The organism is Ruminococcus sp., from assembly GCF_016283395.1.
The window spans coordinates 1-19,210 of record NZ_JAEEMU010000057.1; the positions used below are offsets into that span (position 1 = coordinate 1).

Genomic DNA, 19,210 nt, shown 5'->3' on the forward strand with positions numbered 1-19,210 from the left:
TCTCAGGGCGAACCTCCATAGGAACCTGATAAGTAGCACCACCGAGACGGCGAGCCTTTACTTCGAGCTCAGGCATGATATTCTCCATAGCCTGCTCGAACACCTCAAGAGCATCCTTGCCTGTCTTTTCAGCTACGATCTCAAATGCACCGTAAACTATTTTCTGCGCAACGCCCTTCTTACCGTCTAACATGATATTGTTGATAAGACGTGTAACGAGCTTTGAATTGTATACAGGATCCTGTAATACATCACGCTTTGCGATTTTACCTCTTCTTGGCATTTTCGCTTCCCTCCTTCATATAGATTGATGAATTCATAGGTACTCAAACCTGATCGGTTACTGCCGTACGTCGGCATTGCTTCGCCGATCGGTGTGTCAGGAGCCAATGCAGAGGATCTATCGAATAAATCTATATGATCTCCGCATTACCCTGCGGTAGTAGTTATCCTATTTAATTGATAATGTGCGGCTTTATTCATGCAGCCTGCCGCTGACTGCTCTGAAGTATCTTACTTCTGCTTAGGCTTCTTAGCACCGTACTTGGAACGAGCCTGATTACGGTTAGCAACGCCCTGTGCATCAAGAGTACCTCTGATGATGTGGTAACGCACACCAGGGAGATCCTTAACACGTCCGCCTCTGATGAGAACAACGCTGTGCTCCTGAAGGTTGTGACCGATACCTGGAATGTAAGATGTTACTTCATAACCGTTTGTGAGCTTAACTCTGGCGATCTTTCTCATAGCTGAGTTAGGCTTCTTAGGAGTAGCAGTTCTTACAGCAGTGCAAACGCCTCTCTTCTGAGGTGAGCTCTGGTTGATCTGTGTCTTCTTCTTTGCATTGTAACCCTTCTGAAGTGCAGGAGCTGTAGACTTTGTCTCAAGATCCTTTCTTCCCTTACGAACGAGCTGGTTAAATGTAGGCATATTTTTCCTCCTTTTCAATAATATAAGCGTCAGACCTTCCATAAAAAGGTATAGAGTCTGCGCACTGATATATTATACCCAAAAAAGGACGGCTTGTCAAGGGTGATCCTCAAAAAGCCGTCCGTTTTCATTATTTTTTGTGATTTTTCCCATTATTGCATGGGATTTTGTCATAGATACTTAGCTATTATTTCAGCCATTCTTTCATGTCGGTTATAGTACCGCCGCCCGAGATGTAAGAATAGAACGCCAATACGTTAGATGCGTCAATGGAATCAACTCTTCCGCTTTCGTCAACATCGGCTGCCGCCCTCTGCTTTTCATCCAGTATAGAGCCGTATCCCGTAGAAACGCGGGCATATTCTTTAAGTATCTTGCTGGCATCGACCGAGTCCACCTTGCCGTCTCCGTTTACATCGCCGAGTACTATCTCAGGCTCAGGCGGAGTTGTAGTAGTGGTTGTTGTCGTGGTGGTCTCTGTAGTAGTCGTGGTAGTCGTTGTTGTTGTGGTCGTAGTAGTAGTCGTGGTAGTCGTTGTTGTTGTGGTCGTAGTAGTAGTTTCCTTCTCCTTGACCGTAACGTCGAACTCTACGGTTGCGTATACCCACTCGTTGGCATCTGCGTTGAATACCTTATACTTTACTGTGATATTCTTTACACCCGGAGTAAGGCTGTCAAATCCGCTTACTTCATAGCGGTCAGGACTTGAAGCAACTCTGTCACTTCTGTAGATACGCTGTGTAACGCCGCCCTGAGTATGATAAACAGCTACATACAGACCTGAAAGGTCTAATTCTTCGCCGACCTCATACTCTGTCTGATGCGGCATTCTTGTTATTTCAATAGAAGCCGTAAAATGCGGATCAATTGTAGTAGTAGTTACAGTCTCTGTTGTTGTGGTAGTGGTAGTTGTGGTAGTAGTTGTAGTTGTAGTTGTCGTTGTGGTCGTTGTAGTTGTTGTAGTGGTCGTTGTAGATGTAGTTGTTGAAGTGACCAGTTCAACTCTTATCGAAGCCGTAGCCTCTGAACCACCATGCTCATAGCCAAATACTATTTCATATATTCCGGCAGCCATACTGTTGAAATTATTGCCAATGATACGAAGCTGATTTCTGTCAAATGAAATTTCACTCATATCAACAGGATCAAGAACGACTTCCCTTGAAGTACCATCGCTGAGCTGCTCAGTGTATGACCTTATAAGAGTACCGCCTCTCAGGTTGAGCTCATCATGTAATTCATATCTTGTCTTGTTTGGTTTTTTGCCAACTTCAAGCTTTGCCTCTACGCTCTGTACATACGGAGCTGTGGTGGTAGTGGTGGTTTCAGATGTAGTAGTGGTTGTGGTTGTAGTAGTTGTTGTTATTACTTCTGTTGTAACAGGCTGCTTTACAACACCAACAGTCATTGTGAACGAATCAGTCACGGTAATACCGCCTTCGGTATAACTGAGGATAAATGTATATTCTCCTCTTTCCCATGCTCTGTAATTGGTCTTTTTAACTACTCTGTTGTCATTCATTGGAATGACCTCTGACCTTTCTTTGCCGTCAGGACCTGTATGACCTATCCTTACCGTACCGCCTGCAAGGTCATATGGCTCAAACATTTCATAATCGACCTTATCAGGAAGCGTCTCTATACGTATGGACGGCTTTACACCATTAGGCGCAGGTCTCGTTGTAGTGGTCGCAGTTGTTGTCGTTGTGGTTGTAGTGGTAGTTGTGGTTGTTACGGGAGCTTCCACATTTATAGGCAGCTCAACAAATGCTTCGGAATCGTTATAAATATAAGTAAATCTTATATTGCAGGTTCCTTCTTTTGTATTTGCAAATTCAATATCATCAAGTCTTATGCCGTTTCTTCTCGGACTTACCTTATCCATATCAACAGCATCAAGGAATGTATCCTTATATGTGCCGTCACTGTAGATCTCTCTGTAAGAGCGAATAAGCGTACCGCCTCTGAGGTCAAGCTCTTCTCCTGCGGTATAAGTGGTCTTATTCGGCATATGACCTATCTCAAGCCCTGCATCTATTCTTTCAACATAGACCGATGTAGTTGTTGTAGTCGTTGTGGTCTCTGTGGTCGTTGTAGTTGTAGTCGTAGTAGTGGTGGTAGTTGCAGGCTTTACGACTTCTACCGTGAAATCTGCATATACAACGCTTCCCTGAACGGAATATCCCACATTTATAGTGTATGTTCCTTCACGGTTTTTATCATAAGCCGAGGTATTGATATATACAGCATCTCTCCAAAACGAAAGCTCGTCCATTTTCAGGCTTTCGAGGAAGATATCAGCGTGTGTACCGTCACTGTAGTACTCCGTATACCATCTTATAACAGAACCGCCGCTGAAATCCAGATCTTCACCTATAGTATATGTAGTCTTATTCGGAAGACTATCTATGTCTATCTTCGGATCAACACTTACAACATACACAGATGTAGTAGTTTCGGTCGTGGTCGTAGAAGTCGTTGTGGTGGTAGTAGTAGTTGTTGTGGTGGTGGTCGTAGTTGTGGTAGTTGTAGTCTTTGGCGGCTCGACCTCCACCTCAAACTCTGCAAAAGCTGTAGAATCAGAATAGGTATAGCCTATGCCTATTTTATGCTTTCCTGCTTCATTACTGTTGAATTTCTCGGTATTTATATATATACCGTCTCTCCAGTAAGCAGCATCTTTCATATCAATAGGATCAAGGATATGATCCTCGTAATTACCGTCGCTGTAGAATTCTCTGTACGAACGCAGAACTGTACCGCCGCTGAGGTCAAGAGCCTCACCCATTGTATAAGTGGTCTTGTTAGGCATTTTTCCTATACCAACACTTGCACTTACACTGACAACATACGCAGCTGTTGTTGTGGTTGTGGTAGTTGTAGTAGTTGTTGTAGTAGTGGTAGTTGTTGTTTTCTTTGTTGTAGTAGTCGTTGTTGTAGTGGTGGGCTTTGCAGTAGTCGTAGTAGCAGCAGGCGGATCACCGCTGAGCAGCTGGAACTGGTATTTATAGCCGCTTGCATAAGACTGGGCATATGAGCCGCTGTATCCTCTTATGACTCCGCTGTACGAACCTGTAGTGCCGTTACTGCTGTTGCATATAGTCTCAGAAGAGCTTACTATCTTACAGTTCTTATTGTAAAAAGTAATACTTCTGAGTGAAGAACAGTTCTTAAAGCAGTCTCTGCCGACAACAGAAACGCTTACAGGCAGTTCAACAGAACCAAGTGAAGAACAGGAATTGAATGCGCTGATTCCCAATTCCTTTACTGTATTCGGAATATTTACCGATGAAAGGCTCGAACAGTTCATAAAAGCATATGAACCTATGCTGGTTATTCCGCTGGCTATATCAACGGAAGAGATACGACTCCTGTAAGAGCTCCACGGTACCTTATCTGATGACAGCCAGTCTGCCAGATTTCCCGTACCCGTGATAGAAAGTTTTCCGCCGTCAAGGCTCCAGTATGCACTGTTTCCGCATTTGCCTGATTCCTGTACGGTATTGTCCTCAATAGAGATGATCTGAGGAACAGCAGCCTCAGATATTGTCTGAGGGCAGCAAAAAGCTGATGAAACGCTCATTATCGCCGCAATAGCTGCGGCAGCAATTTTTTTCATGCATATTTCTCCATTCTCAAGCACCATCCGCCCCTCCGGAAAGTGTTATTTTGATTTCCCCTATGCACTCCCTATCTATGCTTTTGCTTTTATTTCTCTAAGAATTCCGATAATGATTTTACGTTTCCGTTTTCAGAAGATGTATAAGCGTAGTATGCCAGTATCTTTGAAGCGTCAACTGAGTCTGCCATGTTGTTTTTGTCAACATCGGCAGCCTTGAATGCTGTTTCGCTGAGCTTTGAAGCCTTTCCTGATGAAACAGCAGCATATTCTGCAAGCACCTTGCTTGCGTCAACAGAATCTATAAGCTTGTCTCCGTTTACATCGCCAAGCATATAGTCTTCACTATGAGGAACAGGTGTTGTAGTAGTTACCGGAACAGTAGTAGAAGTTGTAGAGGTAGTGGTTGGTTTAGCTGTTGTAGTAGTTGTTGTTGTGGTTGATGTAGTTGTGGTTGTGGTTGTGGTTGTAGTTGTAGTCGTTGTTGCTGAAGTGGTCGTAGTGGTTATTGGCTGATCGCCCAGCAGCTTGAAGCTGTATCCGAAAGAATCCGCATAAGACTGAGCCCACGATTTATCAACGCTAATGATAGTACCGCTGAAAACGCCTTTATCGTTAGCGACTGAATTACATATAGTAAGTGAATCGCCTACTACCTTGCAAAGTCTGTTGCGGATTATCACAGTGCTGAGTGAAGAACAGTTTTTGAATGCTTCTCTGCTTACAGCTGTAACGCTTTCGGGGATATCAACAGAAACAAGCGATTTGCATGAAGTAAATGCGCTCATTCCTATCTCAGTCACGCTGTCGGGAATGGTTATAGAGCCGAGGCTTGAGCAGCCGAGAAAAGCATACTGACCGATAGACGTTATACCTTTTTCAATCTCAACAGTATTGATCTGCTGTGCAAGAGACTTCCAAGGCACTTTCGTACTTGATGTCCAGTTTGCCATTGCTCCCGAGCCTGTAATAGAAAGCTTTCCGCCTTCTAAGCTCCAGTAAGCATCTGAACCGCATTTGCCCGATTCGCCTACGTTTTCACCTGTAACCATATATTCCTGCGGAACGCCCGCTGCCAGTACAGGGAATGATGCCATAGACGTAAAGCATATTGCTGCCGATACGACAGCTGATACGACCTTCTTCATTTTTTATTCCTCCCATTTTAATATCATATTTCAGACCCGCACATCACCCCAAGCATATGCAGGTCTTAAAAGCTTATCTTCTTCTCGGTATAAAAAGCATTATGAGCGGATATATCTCAAGTCTTCCCAGAAGCATATCGAAACAAAGCACTATCTTGGAAAACGAATTGAGTCCGCTTAGATTGCCGGCAGGACCAAAACGTCCCACACCGAAGCCGATATTATTGATACAGTTTATTACTGCCGAAGCTGACTCTTCTATGGTAAAGCCGTTAAGAGTCACCAGCAGTACAGATATACAAAAAAGCATCAAAAACAGTATAAGATAATTGCTTACACCGCGGACAACGTCTTTCTCAACGGGCTTTCCGTCCATCTTGACAGTCGATACAGCACGCGGATTTGCGATATATTTGAGTTCCTTGATACCTGTCTTTATAAGTATGATTATTCTCGATACCTTCATACCGCCGCCTGTAGAGCCTGCGCACGAACCCACGAACATGAGCATCAGCAGCAGCGTCTGCGAGAATACAGGCCACTTGGCAGTATCCGTAGTTGAAAAGCCTGCCGAGGTTATGGTAGAAGCTACCATAAAGAATGTATGTCTGAGAGTATCGCCTACGCCGTCATAGAGTTTGTGGACATTACAAGCGATAATAGCTGTTGCAGCTATGATAACGCCGAAATAAGTCCTTACCTCTTCATTCTTGTAAGCAAGCGAATACTTTCTTATTATAAGGTAGTAGTAAAGGTTGAAGTTGACACCGAAAAGGATAATGAAAGCTGCCACTACCATTTCGATGTAAACGCTGTCATAGTGACCGATGCTGTCTCCCCATATGGAGAAGCCTCCCGTACCTGCCGACGAGCAGGCGTGGATAATAGCATCATAAAGCGGCATACCGCCGAAAAGCAGCAGTACAGCCTCAGAGACCGTAAGTGTTATGTATATGCCGTAGAGTATACGTGCGGAAAAGCGCGACTTTGATACAAGTCGTCCCACCTTCGGACCTGCACACTCAGCTCGCATCATATGCATTGTACGCGAGTCGTTGCTGGACATAATGGCAATTACAAACATAAGCACTCCCATACCGCCCAGCCAGTGAGTAAAGGCTCGCCAGAAAAGGCACGCTCTGGACATTGCCTCGACATCATCAAGGATAGTCGCACCCGTGGTCGTAAATCCCGAGACAGTCTCAAAGAGAGCACTCGGGTAATTGTCTATCTCTCCCGAGATAATGAAAGGCAGGGCTCCGATACACGACATCATTATCCATGAAGCTGCAACGCTAACAAAGCCTTCCGTGGAATATACTGAATTGTTTTTCGGCTTACTTATAGTGAAGATAACAGCTATTGCCATAGTTATCAGAAAAGGTATGCCGAAGGAAGCCACAACATGGTCTTCCTCATAAATAAAGCCTACTATTATGGGCAGAAGCATACAAAGTCCAACGACTTTCAGTATCTGTCCCATAATGTAAGATACCATTCTATAGTTCATAAAAAGTCAGGCGAACTCCTTAGTCAAAGATATTACTGAGGTCGTGCATACCCTTTGTAGTAGTAACGACAACAACGCTGTCGTTAACCTGGAGACAGTCATCACCCTTTGGTATAATAAGTTCATTTCCTCTTGCGATACTTGCAATAAGGATACCGCTGCGAAGCTTCAGCTTTTTAAGCGGAACATCCACATATTCCTTCTTGTCGCGGACAACGAACTCTATAGCTTCAAGACGGTCATTGACCAGTCTGTACAGTGTAGTTACACTGTTTCCGAGAGAATTCTGCTTTGCACGCACATACTGGAGTATCTGATTGACTGTGATAGTCTTTGGCGATATGATACTGTCAAGGTCGAGAGTATCGGAAAGCTGCATGAGAGACATTCTGTTTACCTTTGTTACTACCTTTTCAACGCCGTTGTTCTTTGCCAGAAGTGAGAGAAGTATATTCTCCTCATCAATTCCCGTAAGGGTAACAACTGCATCGGCATCGTAAACACGCTCTTCTTCAAGGATATCATGGTCTGTACCGTCAGCACATGAGATATCCACCTTGTTGAGCCTGTCAGACAGTTCAAGGCAGCGTTCACGGTCTATCTCGATTATCTTTACTTTGACGCCCATTTCTATAAGCTGTTTGGAAAGATGATAAGCAATTCTTCCGCCGCCTATGAGTACAGCCGATTTTACACGCTTTTCGCGGTAAGCCGCACTTATGCTCTTGAAGAATTTTACCATGTTGCTGTGTGAAGCAGTCATGTGTATCTTATCACCTGCGCGGAGCACGTAATTACCGTTAGGTATAGTGAGCTCCTCACCGCGCTGTACAGCACATATAAGCACATCGAGCCTCATTCTTCTTGAAAGCTGACTGAGTGCCACACCGTCAAGTATACTTCCGCTTGTGACACGTATTTCCGCCAGGTCAACTCTGCCCTTGGCAAAGGATTCTATATTTATAGCATCAGGGTAACGCAGTACCTTGGCTATTTCGTTGGCTGCATTGTAATCGGGGTTGACCATCATGCTGATACCCAGCTCCTCACGCATGAATACCAACTGCTTGTCGAATTCGGGGCTGCGAACACGCGCGATACAATGACGCGCACCCATTTTTCTTGCAATAAGGCATGATAACACGTTTACTTCATCGGAAGTGGTAACAGCGATAAAGATATTAGCCTTGGAAACATTAGCTTCTTCAAGGATATTGGTCTGTAGACAGTTACCGCATATTCCCATTACATCGAAATCGTTTATTGCAGTTTCTACCAGCGTCTCTTTCTTATCTATAATAGTGATGTTGTGTTCATCGCTGAGGACTTGCGCAAGAGCACTTCCTACCTTGCCGCATCCTACAATTATAATGTCCATATTTCCTCCATAAAATAATTACTACAAAACTATGGGTGAGCAGATATATTTACTCAATATAATTATAATCCCACTGTACACGTTTGTCAACACAAAATTAGAGCTAAGACCTCAGAACTTAGAACTAAGAGCCGAGAGTTGCTGAGCCGATAAAATACGGCTGTTTTACTTTCCAAGTATTTCCGGCATATCAAGTATACGGTAATATGCTTTCTTATCCATGCCGGATCTGTTGAAATTCCAGTATTCAGCCGCAGTCCTGTAAGCTATAGCGGCTTCCGCCATATATTCCTTTGACATCTCAAACATAATCTTTACAATGCCGTCACATTCACATATACTGCCGAACAACATTTTAATATAGCTGTCAATATCGACCTCATAAAACGTAAGCTCGTCATAGTCCTTTTTGAGCTGTTTGTATGGACAGCTGACCCTTTTACCGCTCACGCTGCCATACATTATACCAACATCATATTCTATCTCATTTCGTATATCACGGCTCTGCCCTGCATTAAGAGCTTTAAGCTCATTTTCGTTTCTGCCTGTAAGCAGCCAGAGCTGACCATTCTGAAGTCTGTCATTTTCACTGACATCAATGAACTTATAATTTTCCAGCTGCGATCTTACACTGTTCAGATGCTGTCTTTTTCTTATAGTACATATCTCTGTCAGTATTTTCTTTTCATTTATAAGCATATCAAGATGAATTGATGCCGATACTTCATCGGCACATTCGAGTTTTCCCATTTTCTATGCTTCACCTGCCTATACGAATGATACTGTTGCCTGCATCGTGATTGACGGGCGGATAATATCCGCCCCTACAGGCTAATGGCTAACGCCTAAGAGCTAAGGGCTAAAATCATAATTCAGCAAAGCTGAATTATGATTTATACTGCTCTTCCAGCCATTTTATCATATTGTCGAAGCCTTCCTGTGTACGTTCAAACTCCGCCTCATGCTCTATCTCAGCCTTCATGGAACAGAGTCTGCCGTGCCATGTCATACATTTAAGCACATCGCCGTTCAGTATCTTATATGCGAAATCGCCCTTGCTTCCCGAGAAGTCGTTGCCGCTCTCGAAGTAGTAGAACTTAGGTATCTCAAATATCTCCGAAACACTCATTCTTTCATGCTCCTCTCAAAATACTCTATTGCTTCGTCAAGGCTGTTATATACTGCCGACAGAAGCGGCTTTATCTCATCATCGGGCTGGGTCATATCGGGTATCATTATGGCGTGACAGCCTGCTGCATGAGCAGCTGTGATACCGTTGGGCGAGTCCTCAAAAGCAGCGCACTCCTGAGGCGGAAGTCCCAGCTCTTTAGCTGCCGTAAGGTATATATCGGGAGCAGGCTTGCCGTTTGTTATCATGTCTCCGCAGACCATAGCCGAAAAATAGTCATAAGCACCTATAGTACGCAGATATTCGTTAGTCCTGTTACTTGGTGTAGCCGTTGCCACAGCCATTTTTATGCCGTGGTCGCGGAGATAGTCCAGAAGAGTGAACAGTCCCTTTTTCACTTCAAGACCGTTTTCCTTTATGTACTCGTTCATAAGCACAGTTCTGTGCGCACGTATCTCCTCTGTGGGACAGTCCTCGCCCAGAAAGCTCTTTATCTTTGGAATGGAGAATTTTCTCGCCATACTGCGGATAGCGTAAACGTGCTCGGGCTTCATATCGTAGCCGTAATCCTTAGCCGCCAGTATCCAGAATTTGAGATAGAGCTTTTCGGTGTCTATCATAAGACCGTCCATATCAAAAATCGCGCCTTTTAACATTATTTGCTCCTTGTTATGTAATATTGCTCAGTCGCAGTCTGCTCATATAAAGCATACACGGGCGAGCGGAACTCGCCCCTGCAATTATGAATTAAACCAGTAAGGGCGGAACGAGTCCGCCCTCATACATTATTTTACCAGTTTATCATCCAGCTGTACATACCCTCGTACTGACGGGCGGAGCTGTTCCATGAGAAATCCTGCTCCATAGCACGTTTTACCATTTCGTCCCACTGCTTGCGGTTATCGAAATACACTCTCTTGGAGTAATTGATAGTTGACAGCATCTCGTCACCGTTATAGTTGGCAAATGAGAAGCCGTTTCCTGTGCCCTCAAACTCGTTATAAGGCTGTACTGTGTCTTTAAGACCGCCTGTTTCACGGACTATAGGCAAAGTACCGTATCTCAGCGCGATGAGCTGAGTAAGTCCGCATGGCTCGAAAAGCGAAGGCATAAGGATAGTATCAGCAGCCGCATATAGCTTATGAGCCAGATTATCATCATAGAGGATATTAGCCGAAACTCTCTCAGGGTACTTCCACTGATAATGTCTGAACATATTCTCATATCTCGGGTCGCCTGTACCGATAATCACGAACTGTGTATTCTTATCGCAGATACGCTCCATAGCGTAATTTACGAGGTCAAGTCCCTTCTGATCGGTAAGACGGGAGATAATACCTATCATATACTTGTTCTTATCAACGGGGAGTCCCAGCTGAGCCTGCAATTTCTCCTTGTTCTCGGCTTTCTTAGTCTTGAAGTTCTTGGAAGTGAACTTAACAGGTATCTTTTCATCGTTTGCAGGATCGAATACCTTATAGTCGATACCGTTGAGGATACCTCTCAGTGAAGCCGAACGCGCACGGAGAAGTCCGTCAAGCTGCTCGCCGTAGAAAGGATACTTTATCTCCTGAGCGTATGTCTCGGAAACTGTGGTTATATAGTCTGCATACACCAGACCACCCTTTAGCATATTGGCGTCCTTGTGGAATTCCAGCTTGTCCGAGGTAAACATATAATCGGGCAGAGCTGTATTGAACTTGAATGTATCTATATCCCATACTCCCTGGAATTTCAGGTTATGGATAGTCATAATGCTCTTTGTTGAGCTGAAAAACGGATTTGTAGCAAAGGCAGAATGAAGGAAAACAGGTATAAGTGAAGCCTGCCAGTCGTGACAATGGATAATATCGGGACGGAAGCCTATAACAGGCATGATAGCCAGTACAGCCTTACAGAAGAAAGTGAACCTTTCGATATCCCATTTCAGATCGGGAGAATATGGCGTATCGCACTTGAAGTAATACTCGTTGTCAACGAAATAGAACTTGATACCGTTATATTCATACTCCATTATACCGACATGAACACCCTCACTTCTCATACCGTAGTCCATATAGAAGTGGTGAACATATTTGAATTCATTCCTGTACTTTTCGGGGATACAGGTGTAATAAGGCATAATAACTCTTACATCAAACTGATTTTTGTCGATATACTGCGGAAGTGCTCCAACAACGTCAGCAAGACCGCCTGTCTTTATAAATGGAACGCACTCAGAAGCGGCGAATAGAATATTGTTCATAGCATATCTCCTTTTTCGTTATTTGTTACAGCAAACACCTGTAACCTTAATAAATATTATATACTAATTCCTGCCATTAGTCAACACAAAAATATGAACATTGCACAGCGAGCAGAAACTCCGTGATAATCAACAATAGTATTCACCTAAATTTGTACGGAAATTCAAAAAATAATTGTTAGCTTTCGGTATTTAGCGATAAGTACGCAGTACAGGAAAAGCTTTACACAATTATCACTATGCACTAACAACTGATAACTAAAAATTTTTTTGATATTCAATGGTTTTCCATTGAAAAAACGTGTTTTTCAGCCCCTTTATGAAAGCAATATAAAACGATTATGTATTCCGTATTTATTATATGTATGGGTGAGCAGCTTATCATCGCAGCTTGCGGACACCCAATAGTCGTCCCTACAATGCGTTCATCATGTTTGCATCGGGATTAACGAGCGAACGGAATTCGCCCCTACACATGGTGTCTTGTTATTTATATGTAAGGCATACACGGGCGCGCGGAACGCGCCCCTACAGGCTAACGGCTAAAGGCTTTTAATTATGCATTACGAATTACGCATTAATAACTAATCACTATGTACTAACCACTAAAAACTAAAAAGGGACGGAAAAATCCGTCCCTTTTTAATCACGCGATGATATATACCTTTTTGTTTATTATCCCTCGCAGTGATATTCTGTCTTTCACAACAGTTATCATGCGGAGCAAGGGTGCAGCGTCAAGCTGCTTAACTAAAGTATTTAACGCCGCTCTCGAATATCTTCTGGTCTTTTTCACCCTCAACGTTCTTGCAGATGTAGCTGCCCTTACGCTCGGAGTGTCCCATTTTACCGAATACTCGTCCGTCGGGAGAAGTGATACCCTCGATAGCTTCGATAGAAGTATTCGGATTGTAACGGATATCCATAGTAGGATTGCCGTCAAGGTCAACGTACTGTGTAGCTATCTGACCGTTCTTAGCAAGCTGCTGTATAAGACTTGCAGGTGCTACGAAGCGTCCCTCACCGTGTGAGATAGCAACTGTATGTATATCGCCTACCTCACAGCCATAGAGCCAAGGGCTCTTGTTGGAAGCGATACGTGTATTTACCATCATGGACTGGTGGCGGTTGATAGTATTGAATGTAAGTGTAGGAGCATCGTCTGCCATATCGATTATCTCGCCGTATGGAACAAGTCCAAGCTTGATAAGTGCCTGGAAGCCGTTGCAGATACCCAGCATAAGTCCGTCACGATTCTTTAAGAGATCGTGAACAGCGTCCTTTATCTTAGGATTGCGGAAGAATGCAGTAATGAACTTACCGCTTCCCTCAGGCTCGTCACCGCCGCTGAATCCGCCTGGGATCATAATGATCTCTGAACGTCTTACAGCGTTCTCAAAGTATCTTACACTTTCCTCGATATCACCTGCTGAAAGGTTGCGGATAACTACTACCTCAGGCTTTGCACCTGCCTTCTCGAAAGCTCTTGCAGTATCGTATTCGCAGTTAGTTCCCGGGAATACAGGAATAAGAACTCTCGGCTTAGCTATCTTTGTAGAAGCTGAAAGCTGGATACGGTTAGGTGAAGAATATGTCTGAGGAGTTGTATCTGTAGTCTTTATGCGGCATGGGAATACAGGCTCAAGCTTTGCTTCCCATATTCTCTGGAGATTGTCAAGGCTGAGAGTATAATCACGGCAGATGATCTTGTAATCGGAAATAGTCTTACCGATAACGTTCTCATCGCTCTTTGCATCGCCCTTGAGCTCGATGATGAATGCGCCGTAGCAAGGCTTGAAGAGCTCATTGCTGCTGAGATACGAAGTAAACTCGAAACCTATCTTGTTACCGAAGCACATCTTTGCGATACCCTCTGCAAATCCGCCGTAGCCGTTTGTCCATATTGCATTTGCACGGTCATCGGCGATTATCTTCTCTACCTTGTCGAAGCAAGCCTTTATGCTGTCGAACTTAGGAAGTCCGTTCTCGTCATACTCGGGAACGATAGATATAACTGTATTTCCTGCGCTCTTGAATTCAGTTGAAACTATCTTGTCTGCCATTGCAGTTGATACTGCGAATGAAACAAGTGTAGGAGGTACGTCGATATTCTCAAAAGTACCTGACATTGAGTCCTTACCGCCGATAGAACCGCATGAGAGCTCGAGCTGTGCCTTGAATGCACCGAGAAGAGCTGCCATAGGCTTGCCCCAGCGGAGAGGATCGTTCTGTGTTCTCTCGAAGTATTCCTGGAATGTGAGCCAGCACTTCTTATATGTACCGCCTGCTGCAACTACCTTTGCAACAGACTCGATAACTGCAAGCATTGCACCGTGATAAGGTGACTTTTCCGATATATCAGGGTTATAGCCCCAGCCCATAAGTGAGCAGGTATTTGTCTCGCCCTTGAGTACAGGTATCTTTGCAGCCATAGCCTGTGAAGGTGTCATCTGATATACACCGCCGAAAGGCATGAGGACTGTGCCTGCACCGATAGTAGAGTCGAACTTTTCGATAAGTCCCTTCTGTGAGCATACATTGAGGTTTGACATGAGCTGTGTCCATGACTCAGCCTTGTCTGCGATCTCTTCCTCAGCGCGTGGGAGAGGAGCTTCAACTTCGATATCTGTGAACTTCGGAGCACCGTTTGAGTTGAGGAACTCACGTGACAGGTCAACGATAGTGTTGCCGTTCCATACCATTTTAAGACGAGGCTCTTCAACAACGTCTGCTACGAGAGTAGCTTCAAGGTTTTCCTTTGCAGCCTCTTCAAGGAATTTATCAAGGTCCTCGGGAGCTATGACAACTGCCATTCTCTCCTGTGACTCGGAAATAGCTATTTCAGTACCGTCAAGACCATCGTACTTCTTTGGTACTGCATTAAGGTTGATGATAAGTCCGTCTGTGAGCTCACCGATAGCAACTGAAACGCCGCCTGCACCGAAGTCGTTGCAGCGTTTTATCATCTTTGTTACCTCAGGATTGCGGAACAGTCTCTGGAGCTTTCTCTCCTCAGGAGGATTACCCTTCTGTACCTCAGCACCGCAGTGTTCAAGTGACTCTAAAGTATGTGACTTTGATGAACCTGTTGCACCGCCGCAGCCGTCACGGCCTGTCTTGCCGCCGAGGAGGATAACGATATCTCCCGGTACAGGTCTTTCTCTGCGGATATTCTCAGCAGGAGCAGCACCGAGGACTGCGCCTATCTCCATACGCTTTGCAACATAGCCCGGGTGGTATACCTCAGCAACATGACCAGTTGCAAGACCGATCTGGTTGCCGTATGAACTGTAACCGTTTGCAGCTCCGAGAGTTATCTTTCTCTGTGGGAGCTTGCCTGCGATAGTATCTTCAACAGGAACGAGCGGATTTGCCGCACCTGTTACACGCATAGCCTGATATACATATGAACGTCCCGAAAGCGGGTCACGGATAGCACCGCCGAGGCAGGTAGCTGCGCCGCCGAAAGGCTCTATCTCTGTAGGGTGGTTGTGGGTCTCGTTCTTGAACATGAGTATCCAGTCCTCGAGCTCGCCGTCGATGTCTACCTTTATCTTTACAGAGCAGGCGTTTATCTCTTCACTCTCGTCAAGGTCGGGGAGCTTTCCGTCAGCCTTCAGCTTCTTTGCAGCGATAGTGCCGAGATCCATAAGAGTAATGGGCTTGTCCGTTCTGCCCAGCTCTTCACGTACATTGATGTACATATCATATGTATCTTTTATATAAGGAGTATTTATCTTTACGTTCTCAACATTTGTGAGGAATGTGGTATGACGGCAGTGGTCAGACCAGTAAGTATCTATCATACGAATTTCTGTGATAGTAGGATTACGCTTTTCCTCGTTGCGGAAATAATCCTGACAGAACTTGATATCGTCATAGTCCATAGCAAGACCGAACTTGTCAACAAATGCATGGAGTCCCAGTGCATTGAGGTTGATAAATCCTTCAAGCTCCTCAACTGTTGTAGGGATATCGTAATTTGTATCGAGAGTCTTTACTGTTTCCAGTGAAGCCTCACGGCTCTCGACAGGGTTGATGATATAAGCCTTGAGCTTTGCGAAATCATCATCGCTGATAATGCCTGAGATGATATATACACGGGCATTTCTTACACGGCAGCGTTCTCCCTGACGGAGTATCTGTATACACTGCTCGCAGCTGTCAGCTCTCTGGTCGAACTGTCCAGGAAGATACTCTACAGCGAATATCCTGTCAGTCTCTGATATCTGTGGGAGCTCGTCATATACAACGTCAACGGCAGGCTCTGAGAATACAGTGCTTATAGCTGCCTTGAAATCCTCCTCACTGAGTTTATCTGCGTCGTATCTGTTAAGGATACGTACTCCTGAAATGTTTAGTCTGAGTGCAGTTTTTATATCGCTGAGCACAGACTGAGCTTCTACAGCAAATTCAGGCTTCTTTTCAACGTAAATTCTGAATACGGACATAATTCAGTTCTCCTTTCAAACAATTCATAATTCTTAATTCATAATGCTGAACTAATTCATAATTCATAATTCATAATGCATAATTAATGTATCGGCTTCGCCGATAATATCAGAATAGTTCTTAAAATCCGTCGCCGTAAGGCGACACCACAATTATGAATTATGCATTATGCATTATGCATTAAAAAACATTATTCATTATGAATTACGCATTAATACAGGTCGACTGGTCTGCCAAAGCAGAAGTCGTGACCATACTCTTCTATTATAACACTAATTATCTGATTACGCAAACTTTTTTCGGGATTTTTTCGTGAAATCTTTATTTGTGTATAATCAGGTGCATATCCGCGGTGAAATTCTGTAGAATTTTCACGCTCGAACAGCACAGGCACTGTTTTGCCTACCAGTGAGCTGAGGTATTTTTCCCTGGTTTCATCTGCTGCGGCAGTCATTTCCTGCCACCTCACCGTCTTGACGCTCTCGGGTACCTGTCCGCTCATTTTGTCGGCTCTTGTACCCTTTCTCCGCGAATATCTGAACACATGGACTTTCGCAAAGCCTACCCTGCGTATGAACTCCACGGACTCTGCATGGTCCTCGTCCGTTTCCTGCGGAAATCCAACCATTACGTCCGTTGTGAATGAGCAGTCGGGGAAGATACTGCGGATACGCTCCGTAAGAGCAAGATACTCCGCAGCGGTATATTTGCGGTTCATGGCTTTAAGAGTGCGCTCGCAGCCGCTTTGCAGGGACAAATGGAACTGGGGACAGAACTGTGGCAGGGCTTTCAGACGCATGAGCAGCTCCTCGGACATCATCTCAGGCTCCAACGAGCCAAGTCTTATACGCTCTATGCCTTTCTCGGCAGCGCATATTTCCGCTGCATCAGCAAGGTCAAGTCCCCATTCTCTGCCGTAAAATGCAAGGTTTATACCAGAAAGGACTATCTCCTTCTTGCCGCTCTCCGCTATGGCTCTCACCTCATCCTGCAGTACTTCGGGCTGTTTTGAACGGCAGCGTCCCCTTGCATAGGGTATCATGCAGTATGAGCAGAACTGGTTGCAGCCGTCCTGTATCTTCACGAATGCACGGGTATTATTGTCGAAACGGGTACATTTCAGCGGCTCAAACACATCGTCAGAGCCGTAGTCCTCTATCTCCACCATGTGCGAGCGCGTTTCAAGGCAGTTCTTCACCATTCCCACTATATGGCTGCGGAACTTTGTTCCTGCGATAATATCCGCTTCGGAAAGCTTTTCGGCTTCCTCCCTGTTTGCCTGCGGATAGCAGCCCGTTAGAGCTATGACCGCATCAGGAAGTTCGGCACGGGTCTTTCTCAGAGCCGTAAGGGCACGGCTGTCCCCCGAGGAAGTGACCGTACAGGAATTTATGACAACTGCGTCCGCGTCTGCCGATTCTTCCGCGATCTCAAAGTCTGCCTCACGAAAAAGCGACTTCATACATTCAGTTTCATAGTGATTGACCTTGCAGCCAAAGGTTATAAAATATACTTTATACATAATTCACCCATAGTTTATAAAATATGCACATTCTGCTGTGTGTATAGTTTGCACAATTATTACTTTGTGTTTTTATGCACTGTTAATAGTTATCTGCTATCAATAAAAATTGCTATTCCTGTGTCAATCTATTGCACTATTATGACGAAAATTCAGAAAATGGCTTGACACCGCGCTTTAATAGTGCTATTATATAGTTGCGGAAGGGAAAAGCCGCAGAAAAAGAAATAAACAAGAAAAAAACACAACCCAGACATCTGAAAACAGGAGGTATAGTATGACTAAAACAACTGTTAATCTTCAGGCAATCAACGACGTAAAGGAATTCGTCAACATCGTTATGAAGTATGATTTCGATATTGACCTCGTTTCCGGTAGATACGCTATAGACGCTAAGTCTATCATGGGTATCTTCAGCCTCGACCTCTCAAAGCCAATCCAGCTTAATGCGCACACAGATGATGCTGATAAGTTCCTTAAAGAGATCGACAAGTTCATTGTTAAGTAAGATAAAAAGTTAATAACAAAGTAAAAGGGATATGTTCCGTAAGGAATGTATCCCCTTTTTCTTTATATTTCAGGCATATGATCTGGTTTTCTGTACTATATCGCCGTTTCTTGCGTCTATGTATACCTCGCATACATCATCATTTGTCACAGGAACACACCACGCAAGCAAAGGTCCGCTGAGTATTTTCAGTTCAGCTTTAGTGCCTTTATCGACCTTGTATTTGGCTTCGGCACACTTTATGGCTTCGGCTTCGCTTACCTTCGGCTTGGTATTGAAGTCCCAGAGATCCATGTAATTGCTGATGAGTATCTCGGGCTTATTGCCGCTGATATGATCTACAGTAAGCTCAACCGAGCCTGCTTTCAAGTTATCGCAGTACTGGTCGAATACATAATCCACCTTGCTGGCGTATTCTATCGTTTTGCTGAACTGCAACTCTGAATATACATCGTTAAAGCCCATTACCTCGGAGTATGAAGCTATAACGTCAAGGGCTTCATCCTTGTCGTTTACGGAATCGGGACTAAGTACGCCCTGTATCAGATAAATGATATCATCGTCTTCCTCGTCACGCTTAACGAATATCTGTGTTTCGCCGCTGCGGGGTGTCACATCGTCAAGTGTACGCTGTTCTACTGCCCATGATGTAGGCTTTTCCTTTGCATCAGCTCTTTTGCTCTTTGAACCTTTCGCTGAACATCCGCACATAGCTGCCGCTGTCAGTACTGAAATTACTGCTGCTGCCGCTTTTTTCATTTAAAGCCGC

General features: G+C 44.5%; 13 protein-coding genes and 1 pseudogene. 1 reads left to right on the top strand and 13 read right to left on the bottom strand.

The genetic code is table 11. The features are described from left to right. The 12 genes and pseudogenes from QZZ41_RS14600 to mtaB form a co-directional block, all read right to left on the bottom strand. Positions 1 to 283: pseudogene (locus tag QZZ41_RS14600) on the bottom strand (30S ribosomal protein S7); the annotation flags it as partial. Between the two features lie 230 nt (positions 284 to 513). Then, positions 514 to 930 carry a 30S ribosomal protein S12 gene (gene rpsL, locus QZZ41_RS14605; RefSeq protein WP_028516762.1) on the bottom strand — a complete coding sequence of 139 codons (417 nt, stop codon included), beginning with the start codon at positions 928 to 930 and terminating at the stop codon, positions 514 to 516. A 187-nt stretch (positions 931 to 1,117) separates the two neighbouring features. Then, positions 1,118 to 4,549, bottom strand: coding sequence for a leucine-rich repeat protein (locus tag QZZ41_RS14610; RefSeq protein WP_295073768.1), 3,432 nt, complete (start codon positions 4,547 to 4,549; stop codon positions 1,118 to 1,120). A gap of 89 nt (positions 4,550 to 4,638) precedes the next feature. Beyond that, the gene (locus tag QZZ41_RS14615; protein WP_295073771.1) at positions 4,639 to 5,697 is read right to left on the bottom strand and encodes a leucine-rich repeat protein; all 1,059 of its coding nucleotides are present in this window, start codon (positions 5,695 to 5,697) and stop codon (positions 4,639 to 4,641) included. Between the two features lie 73 nt (positions 5,698 to 5,770). Next, positions 5,771 to 7,207, bottom strand: a complete 1,437-nt coding sequence (locus QZZ41_RS14620) for a TrkH family potassium uptake protein (RefSeq protein WP_295073774.1) — start codon at positions 7,205 to 7,207, stop codon at positions 5,771 to 5,773. 19 nt (positions 7,208 to 7,226) lie between these two features. Then, positions 7,227 to 8,585, bottom strand: coding sequence for a Trk system potassium transporter TrkA (trkA, locus tag QZZ41_RS14625; protein ID WP_295073777.1), 1,359 nt, complete (start codon positions 8,583 to 8,585; stop codon positions 7,227 to 7,229). A gap of 165 nt (positions 8,586 to 8,750) precedes the next feature. Beyond that, positions 8,751 to 9,335 (bottom strand): hypothetical protein, encoded by a 585-nt coding sequence (locus QZZ41_RS14630; RefSeq protein WP_295073780.1) that lies wholly within the window; start codon positions 9,333 to 9,335, stop codon positions 8,751 to 8,753. 136 nt (positions 9,336 to 9,471) lie between these two features. Next, positions 9,472 to 9,714, bottom strand: a complete 243-nt coding sequence (locus tag QZZ41_RS14635) for a hypothetical protein (protein WP_074717119.1) — start codon at positions 9,712 to 9,714, stop codon at positions 9,472 to 9,474. Continuing rightward, positions 9,711 to 10,370, bottom strand: a complete 660-nt coding sequence (locus tag QZZ41_RS14640) for an HAD family phosphatase (protein WP_295073783.1) — start codon at positions 10,368 to 10,370, stop codon at positions 9,711 to 9,713. The genes QZZ41_RS14635 and QZZ41_RS14640 overlap by 4 nt, the downstream gene beginning before the upstream one ends. Positions 10,371 to 10,504: 134 nt before the next feature. Further along, entirely contained in the window at positions 10,505 to 11,959 is a 1,455-nt protein-coding gene (glgA, locus tag QZZ41_RS14645; protein WP_295073786.1) for a glycogen synthase GlgA, read from the bottom strand. 746 nt (positions 11,960 to 12,705) lie between these two features. Beyond that, positions 12,706 to 16,410 (bottom strand): phosphoribosylformylglycinamidine synthase, encoded by a 3,705-nt coding sequence (locus QZZ41_RS14650; RefSeq protein WP_295073789.1) that lies wholly within the window; start codon positions 16,408 to 16,410, stop codon positions 12,706 to 12,708. Positions 16,411 to 16,622: 212 nt separating this feature from the next. Beyond that, the gene (gene mtaB / locus QZZ41_RS14655) at positions 16,623 to 17,933 is read right to left on the bottom strand and encodes a tRNA (N(6)-L-threonylcarbamoyladenosine(37)-C(2))-methylthiotransferase MtaB (protein ID WP_295073792.1); all 1,311 of its coding nucleotides are present in this window, start codon (positions 17,931 to 17,933) and stop codon (positions 16,623 to 16,625) included. Positions 17,934 to 18,210: 277 nt separating this feature from the next. Here mtaB and QZZ41_RS14660 point away from each other — a divergent pair, with 277 nt between their 5' ends. Continuing rightward, a complete protein-coding gene (locus tag QZZ41_RS14660) occupies positions 18,211 to 18,441 on the top strand; it encodes an HPr family phosphocarrier protein (protein WP_019680953.1) in 231 nt (76 codons plus the stop codon). Positions 18,442 to 18,510: 69 nt separating this feature from the next. Here QZZ41_RS14660 and QZZ41_RS14665 read toward each other — a convergent pair whose 3' ends face one another. Beyond that, positions 18,511 to 19,200, bottom strand: coding sequence for a PepSY domain-containing protein (locus tag QZZ41_RS14665; RefSeq protein ID WP_295073797.1), 690 nt, complete (start codon positions 19,198 to 19,200; stop codon positions 18,511 to 18,513). Positions 19,201 to 19,210: the final 10 nt, after the last annotated feature.

Coding starts and splice junctions, on each gene's coding strand:
- rpsL (WP_028516762.1), bottom strand. CDS start 930: ATGCCTACATTTAACCAGCTCGTTCGTAAGGGAAGAAAGGATCTTGAG.
- QZZ41_RS14610 (WP_295073768.1), bottom strand. CDS start 4,549: ATGAAAAAAATTGCTGCCGCAGCTATTGCGGCGATAATGAGCGTTTCA.
- QZZ41_RS14615 (WP_295073771.1), bottom strand. CDS start 5,697: ATGAAGAAGGTCGTATCAGCTGTCGTATCGGCAGCAATATGCTTTACG.
- QZZ41_RS14620 (WP_295073774.1), bottom strand. CDS start 7,207: ATGAACTATAGAATGGTATCTTACATTATGGGACAGATACTGAAAGTC.
- trkA (WP_295073777.1), bottom strand. CDS start 8,585: ATGGACATTATAATTGTAGGATGCGGCAAGGTAGGAAGTGCTCTTGCG.
- QZZ41_RS14630 (WP_295073780.1), bottom strand. CDS start 9,335: ATGGGAAAACTCGAATGTGCCGATGAAGTATCGGCATCAATTCATCTT.
- QZZ41_RS14635 (WP_074717119.1), bottom strand. CDS start 9,714: ATGAGTGTTTCGGAGATATTTGAGATACCTAAGTTCTACTACTTCGAG.
- QZZ41_RS14640 (WP_295073783.1), bottom strand. CDS start 10,370: ATGTTAAAAGGCGCGATTTTTGATATGGACGGTCTTATGATAGACACC.
- glgA (WP_295073786.1), bottom strand. CDS start 11,959: ATGAACAATATTCTATTCGCCGCTTCTGAGTGCGTTCCATTTATAAAG.
- QZZ41_RS14650 (WP_295073789.1), bottom strand. CDS start 16,410: ATGTCCGTATTCAGAATTTACGTTGAAAAGAAGCCTGAATTTGCTGTA.
- mtaB (WP_295073792.1), bottom strand. CDS start 17,933: ATGTATAAAGTATATTTTATAACCTTTGGCTGCAAGGTCAATCACTAT.
- QZZ41_RS14660 (WP_019680953.1), top strand. CDS start 18,211: ATGACTAAAACAACTGTTAATCTTCAGGCAATCAACGACGTAAAGGAA.
- QZZ41_RS14665 (WP_295073797.1), bottom strand. CDS start 19,200: ATGAAAAAAGCGGCAGCAGCAGTAATTTCAGTACTGACAGCGGCAGCT.